Annotated in this window: 15 protein-coding genes; 11 read left to right on the top strand and 4 right to left on the bottom strand. The window is 70.2% G+C overall.

Translation table 11 applies throughout. The features are described 5' to 3' along the window. Positions 1-17 precede the first annotated feature (17 nt). From AC07VM_RS06180 to AC07VM_RS06150, 7 genes are all read left to right on the top strand, one after another. Positions 18-1,664: an ABC transporter substrate-binding protein gene (locus AC07VM_RS06180; RefSeq protein ID WP_267416307.1), complete on the top strand. Its 1,647-nt coding sequence runs from the start codon at positions 18-20 to the stop codon at positions 1,662-1,664. Positions 1,665-1,748: 84 nt separating this feature from the next. Beyond that, complete coding sequence (locus tag AC07VM_RS06175; protein ID WP_494910388.1) at positions 1,749-2,402, top strand: ThuA domain-containing protein; 654 nt, start codon at positions 1,749-1,751, stop codon at positions 2,400-2,402. Next, a complete protein-coding gene (locus AC07VM_RS06170) occupies positions 2,399-3,163 on the top strand; it encodes a sugar phosphate isomerase/epimerase family protein (protein ID WP_267416304.1) in 765 nt (254 codons plus the stop codon). The genes AC07VM_RS06175 and AC07VM_RS06170 overlap by 4 nt, the downstream gene beginning before the upstream one ends. Beyond that, positions 3,160-4,143, top strand: coding sequence for an NAD-dependent epimerase/dehydratase family protein (locus AC07VM_RS06165; RefSeq protein ID WP_267416303.1), 984 nt, complete (start codon positions 3,160-3,162; stop codon positions 4,141-4,143). Before AC07VM_RS06170 ends, AC07VM_RS06165 begins: the two co-directional genes overlap by 4 nt. 1 nt (position 4,144) lies before the next feature. Further along, on the top strand, positions 4,145-4,915 hold the full coding sequence (locus tag AC07VM_RS06160; RefSeq protein WP_494910387.1) for a sugar phosphate isomerase/epimerase family protein: 771 nt from the start codon (positions 4,145-4,147) through the stop codon (positions 4,913-4,915). Next, positions 4,912-6,015, top strand: a complete 1,104-nt coding sequence (locus tag AC07VM_RS06155; RefSeq protein WP_494910386.1) for a Gfo/Idh/MocA family protein — start codon at positions 4,912-4,914, stop codon at positions 6,013-6,015. The genes AC07VM_RS06160 and AC07VM_RS06155 overlap by 4 nt, the downstream gene beginning before the upstream one ends. Before the next feature lie 95 nt (positions 6,016-6,110). Next, positions 6,111-6,878, top strand: a complete 768-nt coding sequence (locus AC07VM_RS06150) for a GntR family transcriptional regulator (RefSeq protein WP_267416300.1) — start codon at positions 6,111-6,113, stop codon at positions 6,876-6,878. An 88-nt stretch (positions 6,879-6,966) separates the two neighbouring features. Here the strand turns inward: AC07VM_RS06150 and AC07VM_RS06145 are convergent, their stop codons facing one another. The 4 genes from AC07VM_RS06145 to AC07VM_RS06130 all read right to left on the bottom strand — a co-directional run bounded on the left by AC07VM_RS06145 (position 6,967) and on the right by AC07VM_RS06130 (position 11,983). After that, positions 6,967-7,887 carry an N-acetylglucosamine kinase gene (locus tag AC07VM_RS06145; RefSeq protein ID WP_494910385.1) on the bottom strand — a complete coding sequence of 307 codons (921 nt, stop codon included), beginning with the start codon at positions 7,885-7,887 and terminating at the stop codon, positions 6,967-6,969. Beyond that, complete coding sequence (locus AC07VM_RS06140; RefSeq protein ID WP_267416297.1) at positions 7,884-8,900, bottom strand: SIS domain-containing protein; 1,017 nt, start codon at positions 8,898-8,900, stop codon at positions 7,884-7,886. Before AC07VM_RS06140 ends, AC07VM_RS06145 begins: the two co-directional genes overlap by 4 nt. Before the next feature lie 28 nt (positions 8,901-8,928). Beyond that, positions 8,929-10,875 (bottom strand): primary-amine oxidase, encoded by a 1,947-nt coding sequence (locus tag AC07VM_RS06135; protein ID WP_494910384.1) that lies wholly within the window; start codon positions 10,873-10,875, stop codon positions 8,929-8,931. 70 nt (positions 10,876-10,945) lie between these two features. Beyond that, positions 10,946-11,983 (bottom strand): Gfo/Idh/MocA family protein, encoded by a 1,038-nt coding sequence (locus tag AC07VM_RS06130; protein ID WP_494910383.1) that lies wholly within the window; start codon positions 11,981-11,983, stop codon positions 10,946-10,948. 209 nt (positions 11,984-12,192) lie between these two features. Between AC07VM_RS06130 and AC07VM_RS06125 the strand changes: the two genes are divergently transcribed. The 4 genes from AC07VM_RS06125 to AC07VM_RS06110 all read left to right on the top strand — a co-directional run bounded on the left by AC07VM_RS06125 (position 12,193) and on the right by AC07VM_RS06110 (position 16,769). Further along, a complete protein-coding gene (locus AC07VM_RS06125; protein ID WP_267416293.1) occupies positions 12,193-13,467 on the top strand; it encodes an ABC transporter substrate-binding protein in 1,275 nt (424 codons plus the stop codon). A gap of 64 nt (positions 13,468-13,531) precedes the next feature. Further along, on the top strand, positions 13,532-14,416 hold the full coding sequence (locus AC07VM_RS06120) for a carbohydrate ABC transporter permease (RefSeq protein ID WP_262001835.1): 885 nt from the start codon (positions 13,532-13,534) through the stop codon (positions 14,414-14,416). A 9-nt stretch (positions 14,417-14,425) separates the two neighbouring features. Continuing rightward, complete coding sequence (locus AC07VM_RS06115; RefSeq protein ID WP_494910382.1) at positions 14,426-15,340, top strand: carbohydrate ABC transporter permease; 915 nt, start codon at positions 14,426-14,428, stop codon at positions 15,338-15,340. A gap of 52 nt (positions 15,341-15,392) precedes the next feature. Continuing rightward, positions 15,393-16,769 carry an aldehyde dehydrogenase family protein gene (locus AC07VM_RS06110; RefSeq protein WP_494910381.1) on the top strand — a complete coding sequence of 459 codons (1,377 nt, stop codon included), beginning with the start codon at positions 15,393-15,395 and terminating at the stop codon, positions 16,767-16,769. Positions 16,770-16,824 lie beyond the last annotated feature (55 nt).

Below are 16,824 nucleotides of genomic sequence, written 5' to 3'. Positions count from 1 at the left end.
AACGAAAGGAAGTCGGCATGCCCATGCGCACGTCGAAACGAGCGGCCATCGCCACGCTGGCCGTCGCAGCACTGATCACCGGCCTCGCCGCCTGCGCCCCCAGCACGGGAGGCAGCAGCGGAGGAGGCGACACCATCCTCACGGTCGGCCGCTCGTCGGCCTCCGTGCAGAAGGTGTTCAACCCCTACCTGCCCACCACCGCCTACCAGCTCGGCTCCGAGGGCATGATCTACGAGCCCCTCGTGCAGGTGAACACGACCAAGGCGGGCGACTTCAAGCCGTGGCTCGCGACCGAGTGGGAGTGGAACGCCGAGGGGACGGAGCTCAGCCTCCAGCTCCGCGACGGCGTCACCTGGACCGACGGCGAGGACTTCACCAGCGAAGACGTCGTCTACAGCTACCAGCTGATCAAGGACCACCCCGAGCTGAACCTCACCGGCATCCAGTTCGACACCATCACGGCCCCGGACGAGCACTCCGTCGTGATCTCGTTCGCGACCCCGTCGGCGAACTTCTTCGACAAGATCATCTACCTGAGCATCGTGCCGGAGCACGTCTACGGCAAGATCGACGACGTCGCCGGCTACGCCGACGAGAAGCCGGTCGGCACCGGGGCGTTCATGCTCGACACCTTCACGCCCGAGAGCTACACGCTCGTGAAGAACCCGAAGTACTGGCAGAAGGGCAAGCCCGCCATCGACGGCCTCCGCTTCGTCCCGTACAAGGACAACACCGCGGTCTCGCAGGCCATGGTGCAGGGCGACGTCGACTGGTGCAGCTGCTACATGGCCAACGTCGAGGAGACCTTCCTCTCCAAGAGCCCCGACTTCCACATCCTGTGGTCGGTCGTCGGCGCCGACGGCCTCATCACGAACAACCAGAACTTCCCGTTCAACGAGAAGGAGATCCGCGAGGCCGCGAGCCTGGCGATCGACCGTCAGCAGGTCGCCGATGTGGCCAACCGTCCGGCGGCGACGTGGAAGGGCGGCCTGCCCCTCCCGGTGTTCGAGGACTCCATCGCTCCCGGGCTCGAGGACGAGCTCTACGACTACGACGTCGACGGTGCGAAGAAGATCCTCGAGGGCCTCGGCTTCACGATGGGCGACGACGGCTACTACGAGCGCGACGGCGAGAAGCTCGCCTTCCAGATCACGATCCCGCAGGCGTTCACCGAGCAGGTCGCGGCCGCGCAGATCATCCAGTCCAACCTCAAGGAGGCCGGATTCAAGGTCGACGTCAACGGCGTCGCGGTCGAGGCGATCAACGGCATCACCAGCAAGGGCGAGTTCCAGGCGACGATCGGCTACCCGATCGCCACCCAGCTCCTCGCGGTGAACCTGTACGACTCGTGGATGAACCCCGCGTACTCGCTGCCGATCGGCGAGGCCATCCCGACGTACCAGAACATCCAGCGCACGGAGGACCCGGAGATCGCGCAGTACTTCACGGACTACTTCGCCGCGACCAGCGACGACGAGCGCACCGCCGCCGTCACCGGTCTGCAGGAGCAGTTCATCGAGGAGACCCCGTGGGTCGTGCTCTCGTACTACCAGGCCTACGCCGGGTGGAGCGAGAAGAAGGCCACCGGATGGCCCCAGGAGAAGGACCCGTACTGGGGCGCCTTCGTCAACCCGGTCGTCGCACTGGAGCTCCAGCCCCGGTGATGACCGCACGCGGCACCGCCGTGTGACCACAGGGGGCGCCTCTCCGGAGGCGCCCCCACCCGAACCACCCGAGGAGAACGTCCCATGTCCACCAGCCCCCGCGCCCTCGTCGTCGTCGGCGGCGACGACACCCACCACGACCTCCTCGGCGCCGCCGACGTGCTCACCCGCATCGGGGCGAGCGCCGGATTCGCCATATCGCCCGCCGTCGGCATGCAGCGGTTCGTGGACGCGCGCCCCGAGACGGCGGACGCCGACGTCTTCGTGCTCTACGACTCCGGCGCCTCGTTCCCGGCCGCGCAGCAGGCGGCGCTCGCCGCATCGGTGGCCGCGGGCAAGGGCGTCGTGGCGCTGCACATGTCGAACGTGATGGGCGACCCCGCGGGCGCCGACAGCGCCTTCCACGCACTCCTCGGCAATCACTACCTCTCGCACGGCCCCGGACACCACGAGGGCCGGCACCGCATCGAGATCGTCGCGGCGCACCCGATCACCGAGGGCGTCGACGACTTCGAGCTCTTCGACGAGTACTACGAGTTCGCGTTCGCCGACGACGACCACACGGTCCTCGCGGAGCGCACCCGCGACGACGGCGTGCGCATCCCCGTGCTCTACGTGCGCGAGGTCGGCGAGGGGCGGGTCGTCTACCTCGCGCTCGGCCACGACATGCGGGCGTGGGGCGAACCGCCCTTCCGTCGGCTCCTCGCGCAGGCGATCCGCTGGGCGGGCCGCGCATGAGCCTCCCCGGTGCCGCCGTCATGCTCTACACCGTCGACGCGCTGCTCGACGACGACTTCGAGGGCGTGCTGGAGCGTATCGCCGCCCTCGGCTACACGGGTGTGGAGACCTACGGCCTGCACGGCCGGTCGGCCACCGACGTGAACCGGATGCTGCATCGCACGGGCCTGAGCGTCGTCAGCGCGCACGCGCCGTTCCCCTTCGGCCCCGATGCCGCACGCATCCTCGACGAGTACGCCGAGCTCGGCACCCCGAACCTCGCATGGAGCATGGAGGCCGAGGAGTTCGACGACCTCGACGCGATCGAACGCGGACTCGAACGAGTCAACGGCGGTGTCGAGGCCGCCAAGGCGCACGGCATGACCGTGGCGTACCACAACCACCACGCCGAGTTCCGGAACGTGATCGACGGTCGGAGCGCCTACGACCTGCTGCTGGAGCGCCTGCACCCCGATGCCCGCGTCGAGCTCGACCTGTACTGGGCCGCGGTGGGCGGGGCGTCTCCCGCCGAGGTCGTGCGGTCGATCGGTCCGCGGCTGCGCTACGTGCACGTCAAGGACGGCCCCGCCCTCACCTACGGGCAGGACACGCTCGTGCCGATCGGACAGGGATCGGTCGATGTGCTCGGCGCCCTGCAGGAGCCCTCGACGCTCGAATGGCACATCGTGGAGCTGGAGAAGCTCGACGTCGATCCGTTCGACGCCCTCGACGAGTCGTACCGGTACCTCACCGGCCACGGCGTGACGGCGGGTGCCCGATGAGCGCGCTGCGGGTGCTGTTCCTGGGCGGCGCCGGCATGATCGGCTCGGCCGTCGCGCGCGAGGCCGTGCAGCACGGGATCGACCTCACCGTCGTCACCCGGGGCGAGCACCGCCGCGCCCTGCCGGCGGAGGTGCACGGCATCCGCGCCGACATCCGCGACGGGGCCGCCCTCGACGCCGCGCTGGGCGACACGGAGTACGACGTCGTCGTGAACTGGGTGGGCTTCAGCCCGCAGGACGTGCTGCCCGACGTCGAGCGCTTCGCGGGGCGGACGGGCCAGTACGTGTTCGTCAGCACCTGCTCCGTGTTCGGCCGTCCGGTGCCGCAGCTGCCCATCACGGAGTCGAGCCCGCGCCGCCATCCGGTCTTCGGGTACGCCCGGGAGAAGCTGGCCGCCGAGCTCGTGCTGGAGGACGCCTACCGGGAGCGCGGTCTTCCGCTCACGATCGTGCGTCCGATGCACACGTACGACGAGACCACCATGATCTTCCCGGTCACCTGGACCGCGATCGAGCGCCTGCGTCGGGGCGACGCCACCGTGGTGCACGGCGACGGCACCTCGCTGTGGACCCTGACGCACTCGAGCGACGTCGCGCGCGCCCTCGTGCCCCTGCTCGGCAACACGCACGCGATCGGGGAGAGCGTGAACCTGGTCAGCGGCGACATCCTCACCTGGGACCAGATCCACACCACCCTGGCTGCCGCCGCCGGAGTGCGCGATCCGCTCCTGGTGCACCGCTCCAGCGAGTCCATCGGCCGCGAGGTGCCCGGCTGGGCCGAGGTGCTGCAGGAGGACTTCCGGCACTCGATCCTGTTCGACACCGCGAAGCTGCAGCGGCTCGTGCCCGGCTACCACCCGAAGGTCTCGTTCGCGGAGGGCGCTCGCCGCATCGTCGCGTGGCACGAGGAGGACGCCGCGCGCCGTGCCTTCGACGACGAGCTCTCCGCCGCGTTCGACCGCCTGATCCGGAACGGATGACATGACCGACACGACCGTCCCGCCCTCGGCCGACACCGCGTCCGCGCTGTCGATCCAGCTCTACAGCCTTCGCGACCGGCTCGGCGACCGCCGTGCGGCGACCCTGGCCGCGCTCGCGGCGCTCGGGTACGCGCAGGTCGAGCCCTACGACATCCTGAGCGACCCGGAACAGCTCGCACGCGAGCTCGCCGCCGCGGGGCTCACCGCGCCGACCGCGCACGTCAAGCTGCTCGACACCCCCGTCGAGCGGGCGATCGCCGCGGCGCGCACGGTGGGCGTCGAGACCCTGATCGTGCCGTGGGCGGATCCCGCCCTGTTCGCGGACCGCGCCGGCGTCACCGCGCTCGCCGAGCGGATCAACCTGGCCGCCGCGCGCGCCGCCGAACACGGCCTGCGCGTCGGGTACCACAACCACGACTTCGAGTTCTCGGCGCGCATCGACGGCCGCCCGGCGTGGGAGGTGCTCGTCGAGCTGCTCGACGAGCGGGTCGTGCTGGAGGTCGACACCTACTGGGCGAGCGTCGGCGGTGCGGACGTGTTCGAGCTGCTGCCGCGCCTGGCCGACCGTATCCGCGCCGTGCACGTGAACGACGAGGAGCCGGAACCGGACGACCCGCCCACGCTCGGCGTCCCCGTGGTCGGACGCATGCGCGAGGTCACTGCACTCGCCGCGGACATCGACGCCCTCGTGGTGGTCGAGGTCGTGGTGGACGGCGACCCGCTGCCCGCCGTCGAGCGCAACACCCGGTTCTTCGCGGAGGCCCTGTCATGACCCACGAGCCGGTGCGCGTCGGAGTGATCGGCGCGGGCAACATCTCGGACGAGTACCTCGCCACGCTGCGCGCGGCACCCGGCGTCGACGTGATCGGGGTCGCCGACCTCGACCGCGAGCGCGCGGCGGCGCAGGCGCGGAAGCACGGTGTGCCCTTCTCCGGGGATACCGCGGAGCTGCTCGCCCTGCCCGGGCTCGAGCTCGTGGTCAACCTGACGATCCCGGCAGTGCACGCACAGGTCGCGCTGCAGGCGATCGCGGCGGGGAAGCACGTGTGGGGCGAGAAGCCGCTCACGCTCGACCGCGCCTCGGCCCGCGCGGTGCTCGACGCCGCGACAGCCGCCGGGGTGCGCGTCGGCAATGCGCCGGACACTGTGCTCGGCCGCGGCATCCAGCAGTCCCAGCAGCTGATCGCCGAGGGGCGGATCGGCACCCCGCAGACCGTGCTCACGCTCATGCAGGGTCCCGGGCCGGACGCCTGGCACCCGCGCCCGGACTTCCTGTTCGCCCGCGGCGCCGGTCCGCTGTTCGACATCGGTCCGTATTACCTGACGACGCTCGCGCTGCTGTTCGGCCCGATCGACACCGTGCAGGCGATGGGCCATCGCGCGTTCGATGTGCGGACGGTGCCCTACGGCGAGCGGGCGGGCAACCGCATCCCGGTCGAGGTCTGGACCCACGTGAGCGTGCTCACCCGGTTCCGCTCCGGGGTGGTGGGCACATCGATCTACAGCTTCGACTCTCCCGTGCGGCGCCAGCTGTTCGAGGTCACCGGCTCCGGCGGCACTCTCACCGTGCCGGTGAGCGGCTTCGACGGTCCGAGCGTGCTCGTGCCGGCCGGTCGGCCGCAGCCCGAACCCGAGGAGCTGATGCCCTCGGGCGCCGAGCGCGAGCGCGGCATCGGCGTGGTCGAGATGGCCGCGGCGATCCGTGCCGACCGCGAGCCGCGGGCCAGCGGTGCGCTGGCCTTCCACGTGCTCGACGCGATGCTCGCGATCGAGGAGTCGGTCGATGCCGGCGCTCCCGTGGCCGTGGCCAGCTCCTTCGATTCCGTGCCGCCGCTGGACCCGCAGTGGGGCGCGGGCGGGTCCTGGCAGTGACGGTAACGCTGAGGACTTAGAATGGTCGTTACTGGTATGGTGCGTCGGCGCCGTGTACGGTGCAGAGTGGAAGCCACACATCCGAGGGGGCAGGGATGACGAGCAGCATCAGTGAATCGCCGATTCGTGCGGACTACCCGGAGCCGTTGTGGATCCAGGCCGTCAACCTGATCAAGGTCGAGATCTCGTCCGGCCGTCTCGCCGAGGGCATGCGCCTGCCTCCGGAGCGCGAGCTGTGCACACAGCTCGGCATCAGCCGGGTGACCCTGCGCAAGGCGCTGCTGCAGCTCGTCGACGAGGGCGTGCTCAGCTCGTCCCACGGGCGCGGCTGGTACGTCGCCTCGGCTCCCGTCGCGAAGGAGTGGCCGAACAGCCTCGAGTCCTTCAGCGAGACCGCGCGGAGGATGGGACTGGAGTCCACGTCGATCGTCCGGCGCGCGGAGACCGGACACGCGAGCCTCGACGAGGCCGAGGCCATCGGTGTGGCTCCCGGCACGCCGATCTTCCGTCTCGACCGCATCCGTCTGCTCGACGGCGTGCCCATCGCGCTGGACGCCTCGGTCGTGCCCGCCGCGCTGCTGCCCGACGTCTCGAAGATCGACTTCGCCGTCGACTCGCTCTACGACCTGCTCGACTCCGCCGGTTCCGGCCCCGAGCGCGCCGACAGCACCGTCGAGGCGCGCGAGGCGGACGCGCAGGCGGCCGAGGCCCTCAACGTCGCGGTCGGCAGCCCCCTGCTCGTGATGCGCCAGGTCGCGCACGGCTCCGACGGCCGGGTGGTCTCGCTCTCGACGATCCGCTACGTGGGCGAGCGCTACCGTCTGCGCACCGTCTTCACGCGCGGCGCCGGCCCCACCCGCTGAGGTCCCGCCCGCTGAGGTCCCGCCCGCTGAGGGCGAGCAGACCCGGTGAGCACGCCGAGGTCACACGAGCGCCCAGACCCGCGTCGCGTCAGTCCAGGTGGTTCGCGAGGTACCAGGCGCCGGCGACGGGCTGCTCGTCGAGGAGCACGAAGCCGAGATCCGGATGCTGCTGCGCGAGCAGTGCGCGCACCGCATCGGCCAGACGCGGCTGCGCGGTGATGACGCCACCGGCCGCGACCACGGCGTCGCCCACCGCGCCGCGTCGCCGCAGCTGGGTGACCAGGCGCACGAGATGTGCGGCGCCGTCGTGGACGATGCGTGCCGCGAGGGCGGAGCCGGCATCGGCGGCCCGGAACACGGCGGCGGCGTGCGGCCCCCAGTTGGCCATGGTGGGCTCGTCGTTCACGGCACGGGCGAGGCGCTCGGCGTCGGCCACGTCGAAGTCGGCGAGCAGGGCGCCGAGGAGTCCGTCGTCGGGTTCGCCGTCGTCGTGGGCGAGCAGGGCGGCCCTGGTGGCTTCGCGGACGAGACCCGCGGCGCCGGCCTCGTCGCCGATGACCCATCCCCAGCCGCCCGCGGCGAGTGGGCCTCCGGTCGCATCGACACCCACGCCGATCGCGCCGGTACCGGCGATCAGACCGATGCCGGCGTCCAGCCCCGCGGCGGGGACGAGGAGCGCGGCGTCGTTGACGCAGCGCACCCGCGCGTGGCCGCGGAGACGCAGCGCCTCCGCGAGGTCGCGCGCGACCGGGACGTTGTCGAGTCCCTGGGCGCCGATCGCGAGGGCGTCGACGACGGCATCGGCGGGGAGCGCACGCGCCAGGACGTCGACGAGCCAGTCCGCGGCGGCATCGACGGGCTCGGCATCCCACTCGGCGGAACTCACCACGACGTCGGCGACGAGTCGACCGTCTGCCGTCGTGGCGCGCACCGCGGCCTTGGTGCCGCCGACGTCCATGCCGACGATGAGTCCCTCGCGCGGGGCGAGGGCGTCATCGGATGGGGTCACTGAGCCGCTCCGGCGTCGACCTTCGTGTCGTCGTTGTGGAACACGAACTCCTCGATCTCCACGCCTCTGGCCTGCGCGACCCGGGCGACCAGGCCCTGCAGGAACAGGGCCTCGAGCACGGCTCGGGCGTTGGGCGAGCTCTGCGGCAGGCGGACGACCTCGAGCAGCTCGGCGCTCTCGACGTCGTCGGTCGTGACGAGCACGACCCGGTGCCCGGCGGCGCTGAGCATGCGGGCGACCTCGTGCTCGCGCTCGCTGCCGAACAGGACGTGGGCGCCTTCACCGGCCGACTCCATCGAGCCGTGCAGGTACTGGCGCGTGCCCATCGCGCTCGCCGGGATCCGGGCCACCTCGCGGAAGAGCAGCGCACCCGCCTCGGCGGAGCCGGTCGAGGACCCGCCGCCGACGAAGTCGAGGCTGGGGACGGAGGTGATCAGATCCGCGGCGCGGTCGATCTGCGGGGCGAGCATGGTCTCAGTCTCGCGGAAGAGCGCGGCGAAGTCGTGCCAGGCCGGGTCGACCTCGCCGCCGGCCCACGCCTCGGCCAGCATGCTGAGGGCGACGACCGTCGCGGTGTATCCGATGGTCGAGGCGTAGCTGTCCGGGATCGAGCCGAGTCCGACCAGGCGCGTGGCCAGGTCGGACAGCGGGGAGGGGACCGTGTTGACCACGCCGTATCGGAGGGCCTCGGGGATCGTGTTCAGGGCCGCGATCGTCTCGCTGCTCCGCCCGCTCTGGGAGACCGCGATCACGGGGTGCTCGCCGGTCGCGAGGGGCAGCGGGGTGTCGCCGGCGTCCAGGCGCCAGGCGGTGATGCCGCGTTCGCGCAGGTGCCAGACGGCGGGCGCGGCCGCGGCGAGGCTGGCGCCGATGCCGAGGAAGAGCGGCCCGACCTCGCCCAGGGCACCGCGGGCGGCGAGCTCGACGACCTGCCGCTCGATGTGCGGGATCGCGGTCGCGAGGCCATCGGCCTGGGCCGCGGTGGCCTCGGCGTAGCTGATGTATCCGTCCATGTCTTTCCTTGTGCTCGTGCTCGTCCGGTCAGTGCCCGGCGTGGTGGTCGTGGTGACCCGGCGAGGTCGCGCAGTGGTCGGCCGCGCCGGGGATGTCGAGGGAGGGGTTGCGTCCGAAGAACCCATGCGGCTTGAGCACGAATCCGGCGGTGTCGACGGGCATGATCGGCCAGTCCTCGATGCGCGGGAAGTGCGTCAGGCCGAAGGTGTGCCACAGCACGATGTCGGTGCCGTCGATGGGGCGATCGGCCTCGACCCACTGCGGGATGCCGGCTCCGCCCGGGTGCAGGTTGACGAAGTCGCCCGCCGGGTACTGCTCGCTCGGCTCGTACGCCGTGACCCACAGGTGCTTGGTCGTGAACGTGGCGCGCTTGTGGATGTCGGACTCGGCATCGGCCAGCAGCAGCGGCTTCCCCTCGGGGTAGAGCACCCAGCCGACGGGCTCGCCGAGCCGGTTCTGCACCTCGGTGTTGCCCACGAACCACACGCGACCGGTGAGGTTGTCGGCGATGCGCTGAGCCTCGGACTCGGTGCGCAGCCGCGTGATCTGCTGCGTGAAGCCGGTGCCGTGCGGGTTCTGCGGTCCCCGCGGCACGGCGACCGCCTCCACCTCGTCGACCGCGTTGGCGAGCCCGTCGACCGCGACGTCGAGTCGCGCGCTGAACAGGTGCTGGTGGTTCGGGGCGCCGAGCCCGGGCGCCACCTGGGTCGCGAACGGGTAGCCCTTGCCCGGGTAGGCGGAGGTGAACACGATGCCCGTGGCCTTGACCTCGAACTCGATCGTGCCGTCGAGGCCGAAGTACCAGTAGAAGCCGTAGTCGTAGTTGCCGACCGTCATGAAGAAGCTCACGACCAGACGACGGTTGCGTCGCGTCTCGGACGAGCCGTTCCAGTTGTCGGAGTGCTTCCAGAGCACACCCGCATCCTCCTCGTGGATGCAGATGGCCTGGCGCACCACGCGGGCATCGCCGTCATTGCCGGCCACCACCGCGTCGAGGTAGGTGATGTCGCCGACGCAGTCGCAGCCCAGCTCCAGCGAGTTCGCGAAGCCGCCGAAGAGGTACTCGCCGCCGTCGAAGAAGTTCTGGAACCAGCGCTGCGGGCTCGGGTCGCCGTAGGGGACGACCATCTCGGCGATCGACGCGCGGTACAGCACGGAGCGCTGCACGTCGCCGTCCGCGATCGACACGTCGTGCAGCACGAGGCCCTCGCGCTGGTCGAAGCCGACCTGCAGGCGCCAGCCGGCCCAGTCGAGCACGCCGTCCTCGTCGATCGTGAAGCTGGGGCCCTCGGGCTGCGTGATCTCGATGGGCTTGAGGCCCTGGCGGTCGGGTCCGCGCCACGAGGACAGGTGGTAGTTGCCGTCCTCCTGCGGGACCGGGAGGTCGATGTGGTCGATCACGTCGAGCACCTCGCCCGTGACGACGTCGACCATCACGGTCACTCCGTCGACCGGGTGGGCCCAGCCCAGGTCCTCGGGGGTGCGCTGCACGAACGTGAAGCAGCGCTGGATGCGGCGACCGCTCTCGTCGTCGGCGAGCACGCCGGCGGACAGCGGGTTCACGCGCAGCTGCGAGAGGTCGGTCAGTCCGCGCTTCGCCATCGCGGCGATCCAGCGCTCGTCCTGGTGCACGACCTCCTCGACGTAGCCGAACTCGCGGAGCACCACGGGTACGGCGCCGTCGACGACGGGGTCGAGCTCCCGGGAGGAGACGACGGCACCGGCGGCCGGATCGACCACGACGTCGTGCGAGACCCCGGTGGTCATGTCGATGAGGAAGCTGCGCACCAGACGGGGGAGCTTCTCGCCCGCGAACAGGCGCCGCTTGTCCGGGGCGGTCAGCCCCACGTACGAGTAGTGGGTCTCCGGGGTCGCGATGCCGGCGGCCTCGAGGGTCGCGCGGTTCGCGACGATCTCGGCGGCGGTCAGCGTCGCGAGCAGCGCGTTCGCTCCGGCGGGCAGTGTGTTCGTCATTCTCAGGTCTCTCCTTGTCTGTGCGAAGGCCGCGGGAAGGAGGGCGCGTCTTCGTGCCCTCGGTCGGTGCTCACCGTTCGAGGCGCACCGGCTCCCACGTGCCCGAGCGCATGGCGCGGTAGCAGGCGTCGAGGATGCAGTTGACGACCCAGCCGTCCTCGAACGTCTCCATCGGCGTCTTGCCCGCCGCGTAGTGGTCGATGAAGTGGCGCATCTGCTGCGAGAAGCCGTAGGCGCGCGTCTCCTCCGGCACCGGGTGCACCCAGCCGGTCTCGGAGTCCGCCTTCTCGACGAGGTAGCCGGTCGGGTTGCCGAGGAAGCCCCACACCGGGGTCACGGAGGTGTCGGTGACGAGGCGGCCGTCGGTGCCGCTGAACTCGTGCCGCAGCTGCATCCCACCCTTCTCGGCCCAGGAGGACTCGATGATGGCGAGCTGTCCGCCCGCGAACTTGAGGAGGGCGACCGCGGTGTCCTCGCCGGTGGTCTTGTCGGAGTGGACCAGCGTCGACCCCCAGGCGAAGGCCTCGGTGACGGGGTTGTCCTTGCCGAAGAAGTGCCGGGCCGATTCGACGGTGTGGCAGCCCATGTCGAGCAGGGCGCCACCGCCCGCGGTCTCCGCATCCCAGAAGTGCGGGGCATGCGGGCCGGAGTGCGCCTCGCGGGCGCGCATCGTGAGCAGGGTGCCGATGCCGCCGGCCTGCGCCATCTCGTGCGCCTTCGCCACGTTGGGCGAGAACACCGAGCTCTCGGCGTAGCCGTGCCAGACGCCGGCCTCCTCGACGATGCGCAGGATCTCGGCGGCCTCGGCGCCGGTGCGGGCGAGCGGCTTGGTGCAGATGATGCCCTTGCCCGCGGCGGCGGCGATGCGCACGGCGTCGACGTGGGCCTCGTTGGGCAGGGCCACGACCACGACGTCGATGTCGGGGTCGGCGCACAGGTCGGCGATGTCGGTGTAGCTGCGCGGGCTGTTCCAGCGGGCGGCGAAGTCGGCGGCGCGTCCGGCGTCGCGGGAGAAGTTCGCCGCCAGCACACCATCGCGCACATCCAGCAGGGAATCGGCGTACGAGTCTGCGATGAACCCGGAGCCGAGGATGCCGACACGAATCACTGGAGCCTCCTTCAGAGGTTGTTATCCACAAGATACCACTTGTCTTATGAATGTCTATCAGAAGGACCAGAGTAAGAACAATGATCAGAAATGGTAGATACCTCTTGCTACCGCATTGAGACCTATATATGCTGACCTGCACCGCGCGCCGCCGCAATGGTGTGGCAGGTCCTCCCGAGACCGCGCGTCCTCTCAGAGAGAAGGTCATGATGCGTTCCGCCAGAGCACCACTCGCCGCCCTCGCCGTCACCACCCTCGCCCTCGGCCTCGCCGGATGCGCGTCCGGCGGTGGCGACGACCCCGATTCCGTCACCCTCACGCTCGGCACCTGGCGCACCGAGGACGCCACGATGTGGGAGAACGACATCATCCCCGCGTTCGAGGCCGACCACCCCGGCATCAAGGTCGAGTACGCGCCGATCGACACCAACGACTACAACGCCGCGATCCAGTCGCAGATCGACGGCGGCACCGGTCCCGACGTGATCATGTGCCGTCCGTTCGACGTGAACCGGTCGTGGATCGACAAGGGATACTTCGAGCCGCTCGACGGACTCGACGCGATCGGGTCGTTCCCCGAGTCCGCGCTCTCCGCCTGGGAGGGCGACGACGGCACCCCGTACTGCGTGCCCGTCGCGTCCGTGCTCGCCGGCTTCTACTACAACACCGCGATCTTCGACGAGCTCGGTCTCGAGGTGCCGAAGACGCAGGACGAGTTCCTCGAGGTGCTCGACGCGATCAAGGCGGACGGGCAGTACGCCCCGCTCGCCCTCGGCAGCGCCGACGGCTGGCAGCTGGCCTACAACATGCTCTACCAGGTCGGACCCAACGCCTGGAAGGGCGAGGAGGGGCGGCTCGGACTCATCGACGGCTCGAAGAAGCTCACCGACCCCGACTTCGTGGAGGGCTTCCGGGTCTTCGACTCCTTCAAGGACTACCTGCCCAAGGGGTACGAGTCGATCTCCTACGAGGACATGACGCAGCTGTTCACGCTGGGCAAGGCCGCGATCCTGCCGGACGGATCGTGGCAGATCTCGCAGGTCACCTCGACCGGTCTCGACGTGGGCGTCTTCGGCGCCCCGCCCGCCGCCGAGGGTGACCAGCGCTACCAGCAGGAGATGGCCGACATGGCCTTCGGCCTGAACGCCGCGAGCAAGGAGAAGGAGGCGGCGACCGCGTTCCTGGAGTGGCTGGGCACGAGCGAGTTCCAGCAGCTGTACGTGAACAAGCTCCCCGGGTTCTTCTCCATGGGCACTGAGCCCGTGAAGTACGAGAACGCCCTCGCGCAGGAGTTCGCCGACCTCAAGGTGGACGCCGAGCTCACCTCCCGTCTGGCCCTGGACCGGCTCAGCGCGGGACAGCCGCCGCTCGACGACGAGATCTGGCGCGTCGCGCAGCTCATGTACAACAGCGGGCTCTCGCCCGAGGAGGCGACCGCCGAGCTCCAGGCCGGACTCGACTCCTGGTACACGCCCGCACCGTGACCCTCCGCCGGAGGCGGGAGCGACGCTTCCGCCTCCGGCATCCGATCCGCACAGGAGCCCCGGCATGATCCGCACACCCGCTCGCTACCGCCTGCTGGCGATGTTCGTGCTGCCCGCACTCGTGGTCTACGTGGCCTTCTCGGTGTACCCGCTGATCAGCTCGGTGGTGCTCAGCTTCTTCGAGTCCAGCGGGCAGCAGAGCGCCTTCGTCGGCATCGCGAACTACGTCGACCTGTTCACGAACCCGACCACGAGCGCCCGCTTCTGGAACGCGCTCGGCAACAACGTCGAGTTCTTCCTCATCCACCTGCTGGTGGAGCTGCCGATCGGCCTGCTCATGGCCGCCCTGCTGACCTCGGGGCGACTGCGCCGATCCGTCGGGGCCTACCGCACGCTGCTGTTCATCCCGGCGACCCTCTCGGTCGTGATCGTGGGCTTCATCTGGCGCCTGATCATCAACCCGCTGTGGGGACTGGTCGAGTTCCCGCTGCTGGGCACCGAGGCGACCGCGCTGCCGACGATCTCGCTGATGTCGGTGTGGCAGTACATCGGGATCCCCATGATCTTCCTCTACACCGCGCTCCTCGCGATCCCGGACGATGTGATCGAGGCGTCCCGCATCGACGGCGCCGGCTCCTGGACGGCCTTCTGGCGGATCAAGTTCCCCCTCATCGCGCCCCAGTTCGGACTGATCGTGATCCTCACGTACATCTGGACGTTCAACGGGTTCGACATCGTCTACGCCCTGAACGGCTCGGCTCCCGGCCCGAACTACTCGACCGACATCCTCGGAACCTTCTTCTACCGATCGTTCTTCGGCTCCAGCGGCCAGGTCGCCGACCTCGACCTCGGCGCGACCGTCGCATCGGTGATCTTCCTCCTCATCCTCGCGACCACCGCCGCCTACTTCTGGCTCGTGCAGCGCCGACTGAAGACCTACGAGCTCTAGGAGCCCCCGATGGCCATCGACACCCGACCCGCAGCGGCCGCCCCGAGCCGCCGCCCTCGCCCCGAGCCCGCGGCGCCGAGGCGCCGTCGTCCCCGCCGCGCGGCCGACGTCTTCGCCGGAAGCGGCGTGCATCTGCTGCTGATCGTCATGGGGCTCTTCTCCGTCGTCCCGATCCTCATCGTGCTGATGAACTCGTTCAAGACGACGCAGGGCATCTTCGGCGCCCCGTTCGCGCTTCCGGACGCGGAGACGTTCAACCTGCAGGGCTACATCAACGTGTTCACGCGTGGGAACTTCCTGCTCAACTACCAGAACAGCCTCATCGTCACCCTCGCCACCATCGTGCTCACGATCGTGCTCGGCACGCTCGCCGCCTGGGCGCTCGTGGAGTACAAGGTGCCGATCACGCCGGTGCTCGCCGGGTTCTTCGTGGTCGGCATCATGCTCCCGATCCGCCTCGGCACCGTGCCGCTGATCAAGATCATGACGTTGTGGGGGCTGATGGACACCCTCACCGCGCTCATCCTCGTGTACACCGCGATGCAGCTGCCGCTCGCGATCGCCCTGATGACCACGTACTTCCGGGCCGTCCCGAACGAGCTCAAGGAGGCCGCGCGCATCGACGGGGCGGGGGAGTGGCGCACGCTCGGGATCACGCTGCCGATCGTGCGGGTCGGGATCGCGGCCGTCGCGTCGATAACGATGCTGCCGGTGTGGAACGACCTGTGGTTCCCGCTCATCCTCGCCCCGAGCAAGCAGAACCAGACCGTGACCCTCGGCGTGCAGCAGTTCGTCGGGCAGTTCCAGAACGACTACCCGGCCCTGCTCGCCTCGCTCACGCTCGGCGCCGTGCCGCTCGTCATCCTGTTCGCCGTCTTCTCCCGGCAGTACATCGCCGGGCTCACCAAGGGCTACGGCAAGTGACCGCGACCGTCCCGACGACCACCACCACCGACACGAGACACAGGGAGTGCTCATGACCATTGCGACGATCGATCCGACCACGGGTGAGCTGGTGCAGGAGTTCACCGCCCACACCGCCGATGAGGTGGAGCGCATCCTGGCAGCGGCGGAGGCCGCGAACGCGACGATGGCGCAGACGACCTTCGCGCAGCGGGCGGAGTGGATGCGGCGGGCCGCCGACCTGCTCGACGCCGACCTGGAGCACGCGGCCGGCCTGGCGGTGCTCGAGATGGGAAAGACCATCGGCACCGCGAAGTACGAGGTGACGAAGTCGGCCAACGGCATGCGCTGGTACGCCGACCATGCCGCGGAGTATCTCGCGGCGGAGGAGCCGGTGCCGGCGGCCTCGGTCGGAGCATCGGCCGCCAGCGTCGTGTTCCAGCCGCTGGGCACGGTCCTGGCCGTCATGCCGTGGAACTACCCGTTCTGGCAGGTCATCCGCTTCGCCGCCCCTGCCCTCATGGCCGGCAACACGGGGCTGCTCAAGCACGCGTCGAGCGTGCCGCAGACCGCGCTGTACCTGGGAGAGCTGTTCCAGCGCGCGGGCTTCCCGGAGGGCGCGTTCCAGACCCTGCTGATCGAGGGTGCCGCGGCCTCGGCGCTGCTCGACGACCGTCGCATCCGCGCGGTCACGCTGACCGGTTCGGTGGGCGCGGGGGCGGCGGTCGCCGCCGCCGCCGGACGCAACATCAAGAAGAGCGTCCTGGAGCTCGGCGGCACCGACGCCTTCGTGGTGATGCCCTCCGCCGACATCGCGCGCTCGGCACAGTTCGCGGCGGCATCGCGCACGCAGAACAGCGGGCAGTCGTGCATCTGCGCCAAGCGGTTCTTCGTGCACGCCGACGTCTACACCGAATGGGTCGAGGCGTTCGTGGCGGAGATGGCGAAGATCACCGCCGGCGACCCGCGCGCCGAGGGCACCGGGTTCGGGCCGATGGCGACGGCGCAGGTGCGCGCGGACGCGCACGAGCTGGTGGAGGATGCCGTCGCGAAGGGGGTCACGGTCCGTCTCGGCGGCGAGCTCCCCGAAGGGCCGGGGTGGTTCTACCCGGCGACCGTGCTGACCGAGGTCACGCCCGAGATGCGCATCTTCCGTGAGGAGTGCTTCGGCCCGGTGGCCTGCGTGTACGAGGTGGGTTCGATCGATGAGGCGATCGTCGCGGCGAACGACTCCGACTTCGGGCTCGCGGCCGGCGTGTGGTCGGCGGATCCCGACGAGATCGCCCGCCTGCAGGCCGAGCTGGAGTTCGGGAGCGTGTTCGCGAACGGCAACTCGGCGTCGTTCTTCGGACTGCCGTTCGGCGGCGTGAAGGACTCCGGGTACGGTCGCGAGCTGGGCTCGTTCGGCATCCGCGAGTTCGTGAACGCGAAGACGGTGTGGACGGCCTGAGCCTCACCGCCGGTCCTCGGCGGGCGCGGCTGCGGAGCGCGGCGGCAGCCCCTGA

The organism is Microbacterium sp. GW821-FHT01D02 (genome assembly GCF_059422585.1).
The sequence above is the reverse complement of the archived record's forward strand: the minus strand, read 5'-3'. Positions and strand labels throughout refer to the sequence as shown.

What these genes read in the sequence shown, in the direction of transcription:
- AC07VM_RS06165 (WP_267416303.1), top strand. Translation starts at nt 3,160, where the DNA reads ATGAGCGCGCTGCGGGTGCTGTTCCTGGGCGGCGCCGGCATGATCGGC.
- AC07VM_RS06140 (WP_267416297.1), bottom strand. Translation starts at nt 8,900, where the DNA reads ATGGACGGATACATCAGCTACGCCGAGGCCACCGCGGCCCAGGCCGAT.
- AC07VM_RS06120 (WP_262001835.1), top strand. Translation starts at nt 13,532, where the DNA reads ATGATCCGCACACCCGCTCGCTACCGCCTGCTGGCGATGTTCGTGCTG.
- AC07VM_RS06150 (WP_267416300.1), top strand. Translation starts at nt 6,111, where the DNA reads ATGACGAGCAGCATCAGTGAATCGCCGATTCGTGCGGACTACCCGGAG.
- AC07VM_RS06175 (WP_494910388.1), top strand. Translation starts at nt 1,749, where the DNA reads ATGTCCACCAGCCCCCGCGCCCTCGTCGTCGTCGGCGGCGACGACACC.
- AC07VM_RS06115 (WP_494910382.1), top strand. Translation starts at nt 14,426, where the DNA reads ATGGCCATCGACACCCGACCCGCAGCGGCCGCCCCGAGCCGCCGCCCT.
- AC07VM_RS06160 (WP_494910387.1), top strand. Translation starts at nt 4,145, where the DNA reads ATGACCGACACGACCGTCCCGCCCTCGGCCGACACCGCGTCCGCGCTG.
- AC07VM_RS06110 (WP_494910381.1), top strand. Translation starts at nt 15,393, where the DNA reads ATGACCATTGCGACGATCGATCCGACCACGGGTGAGCTGGTGCAGGAG.
- AC07VM_RS06135 (WP_494910384.1), bottom strand. Translation starts at nt 10,875, where the DNA reads ATGACGAACACACTGCCCGCCGGAGCGAACGCGCTGCTCGCGACGCTG.
- AC07VM_RS06155 (WP_494910386.1), top strand. Translation starts at nt 4,912, where the DNA reads ATGACCCACGAGCCGGTGCGCGTCGGAGTGATCGGCGCGGGCAACATC.
- AC07VM_RS06170 (WP_267416304.1), top strand. Translation starts at nt 2,399, where the DNA reads ATGAGCCTCCCCGGTGCCGCCGTCATGCTCTACACCGTCGACGCGCTG.
- AC07VM_RS06180 (WP_267416307.1), top strand. Translation starts at nt 18, where the DNA reads ATGCCCATGCGCACGTCGAAACGAGCGGCCATCGCCACGCTGGCCGTC.
- AC07VM_RS06125 (WP_267416293.1), top strand. Translation starts at nt 12,193, where the DNA reads ATGCGTTCCGCCAGAGCACCACTCGCCGCCCTCGCCGTCACCACCCTC.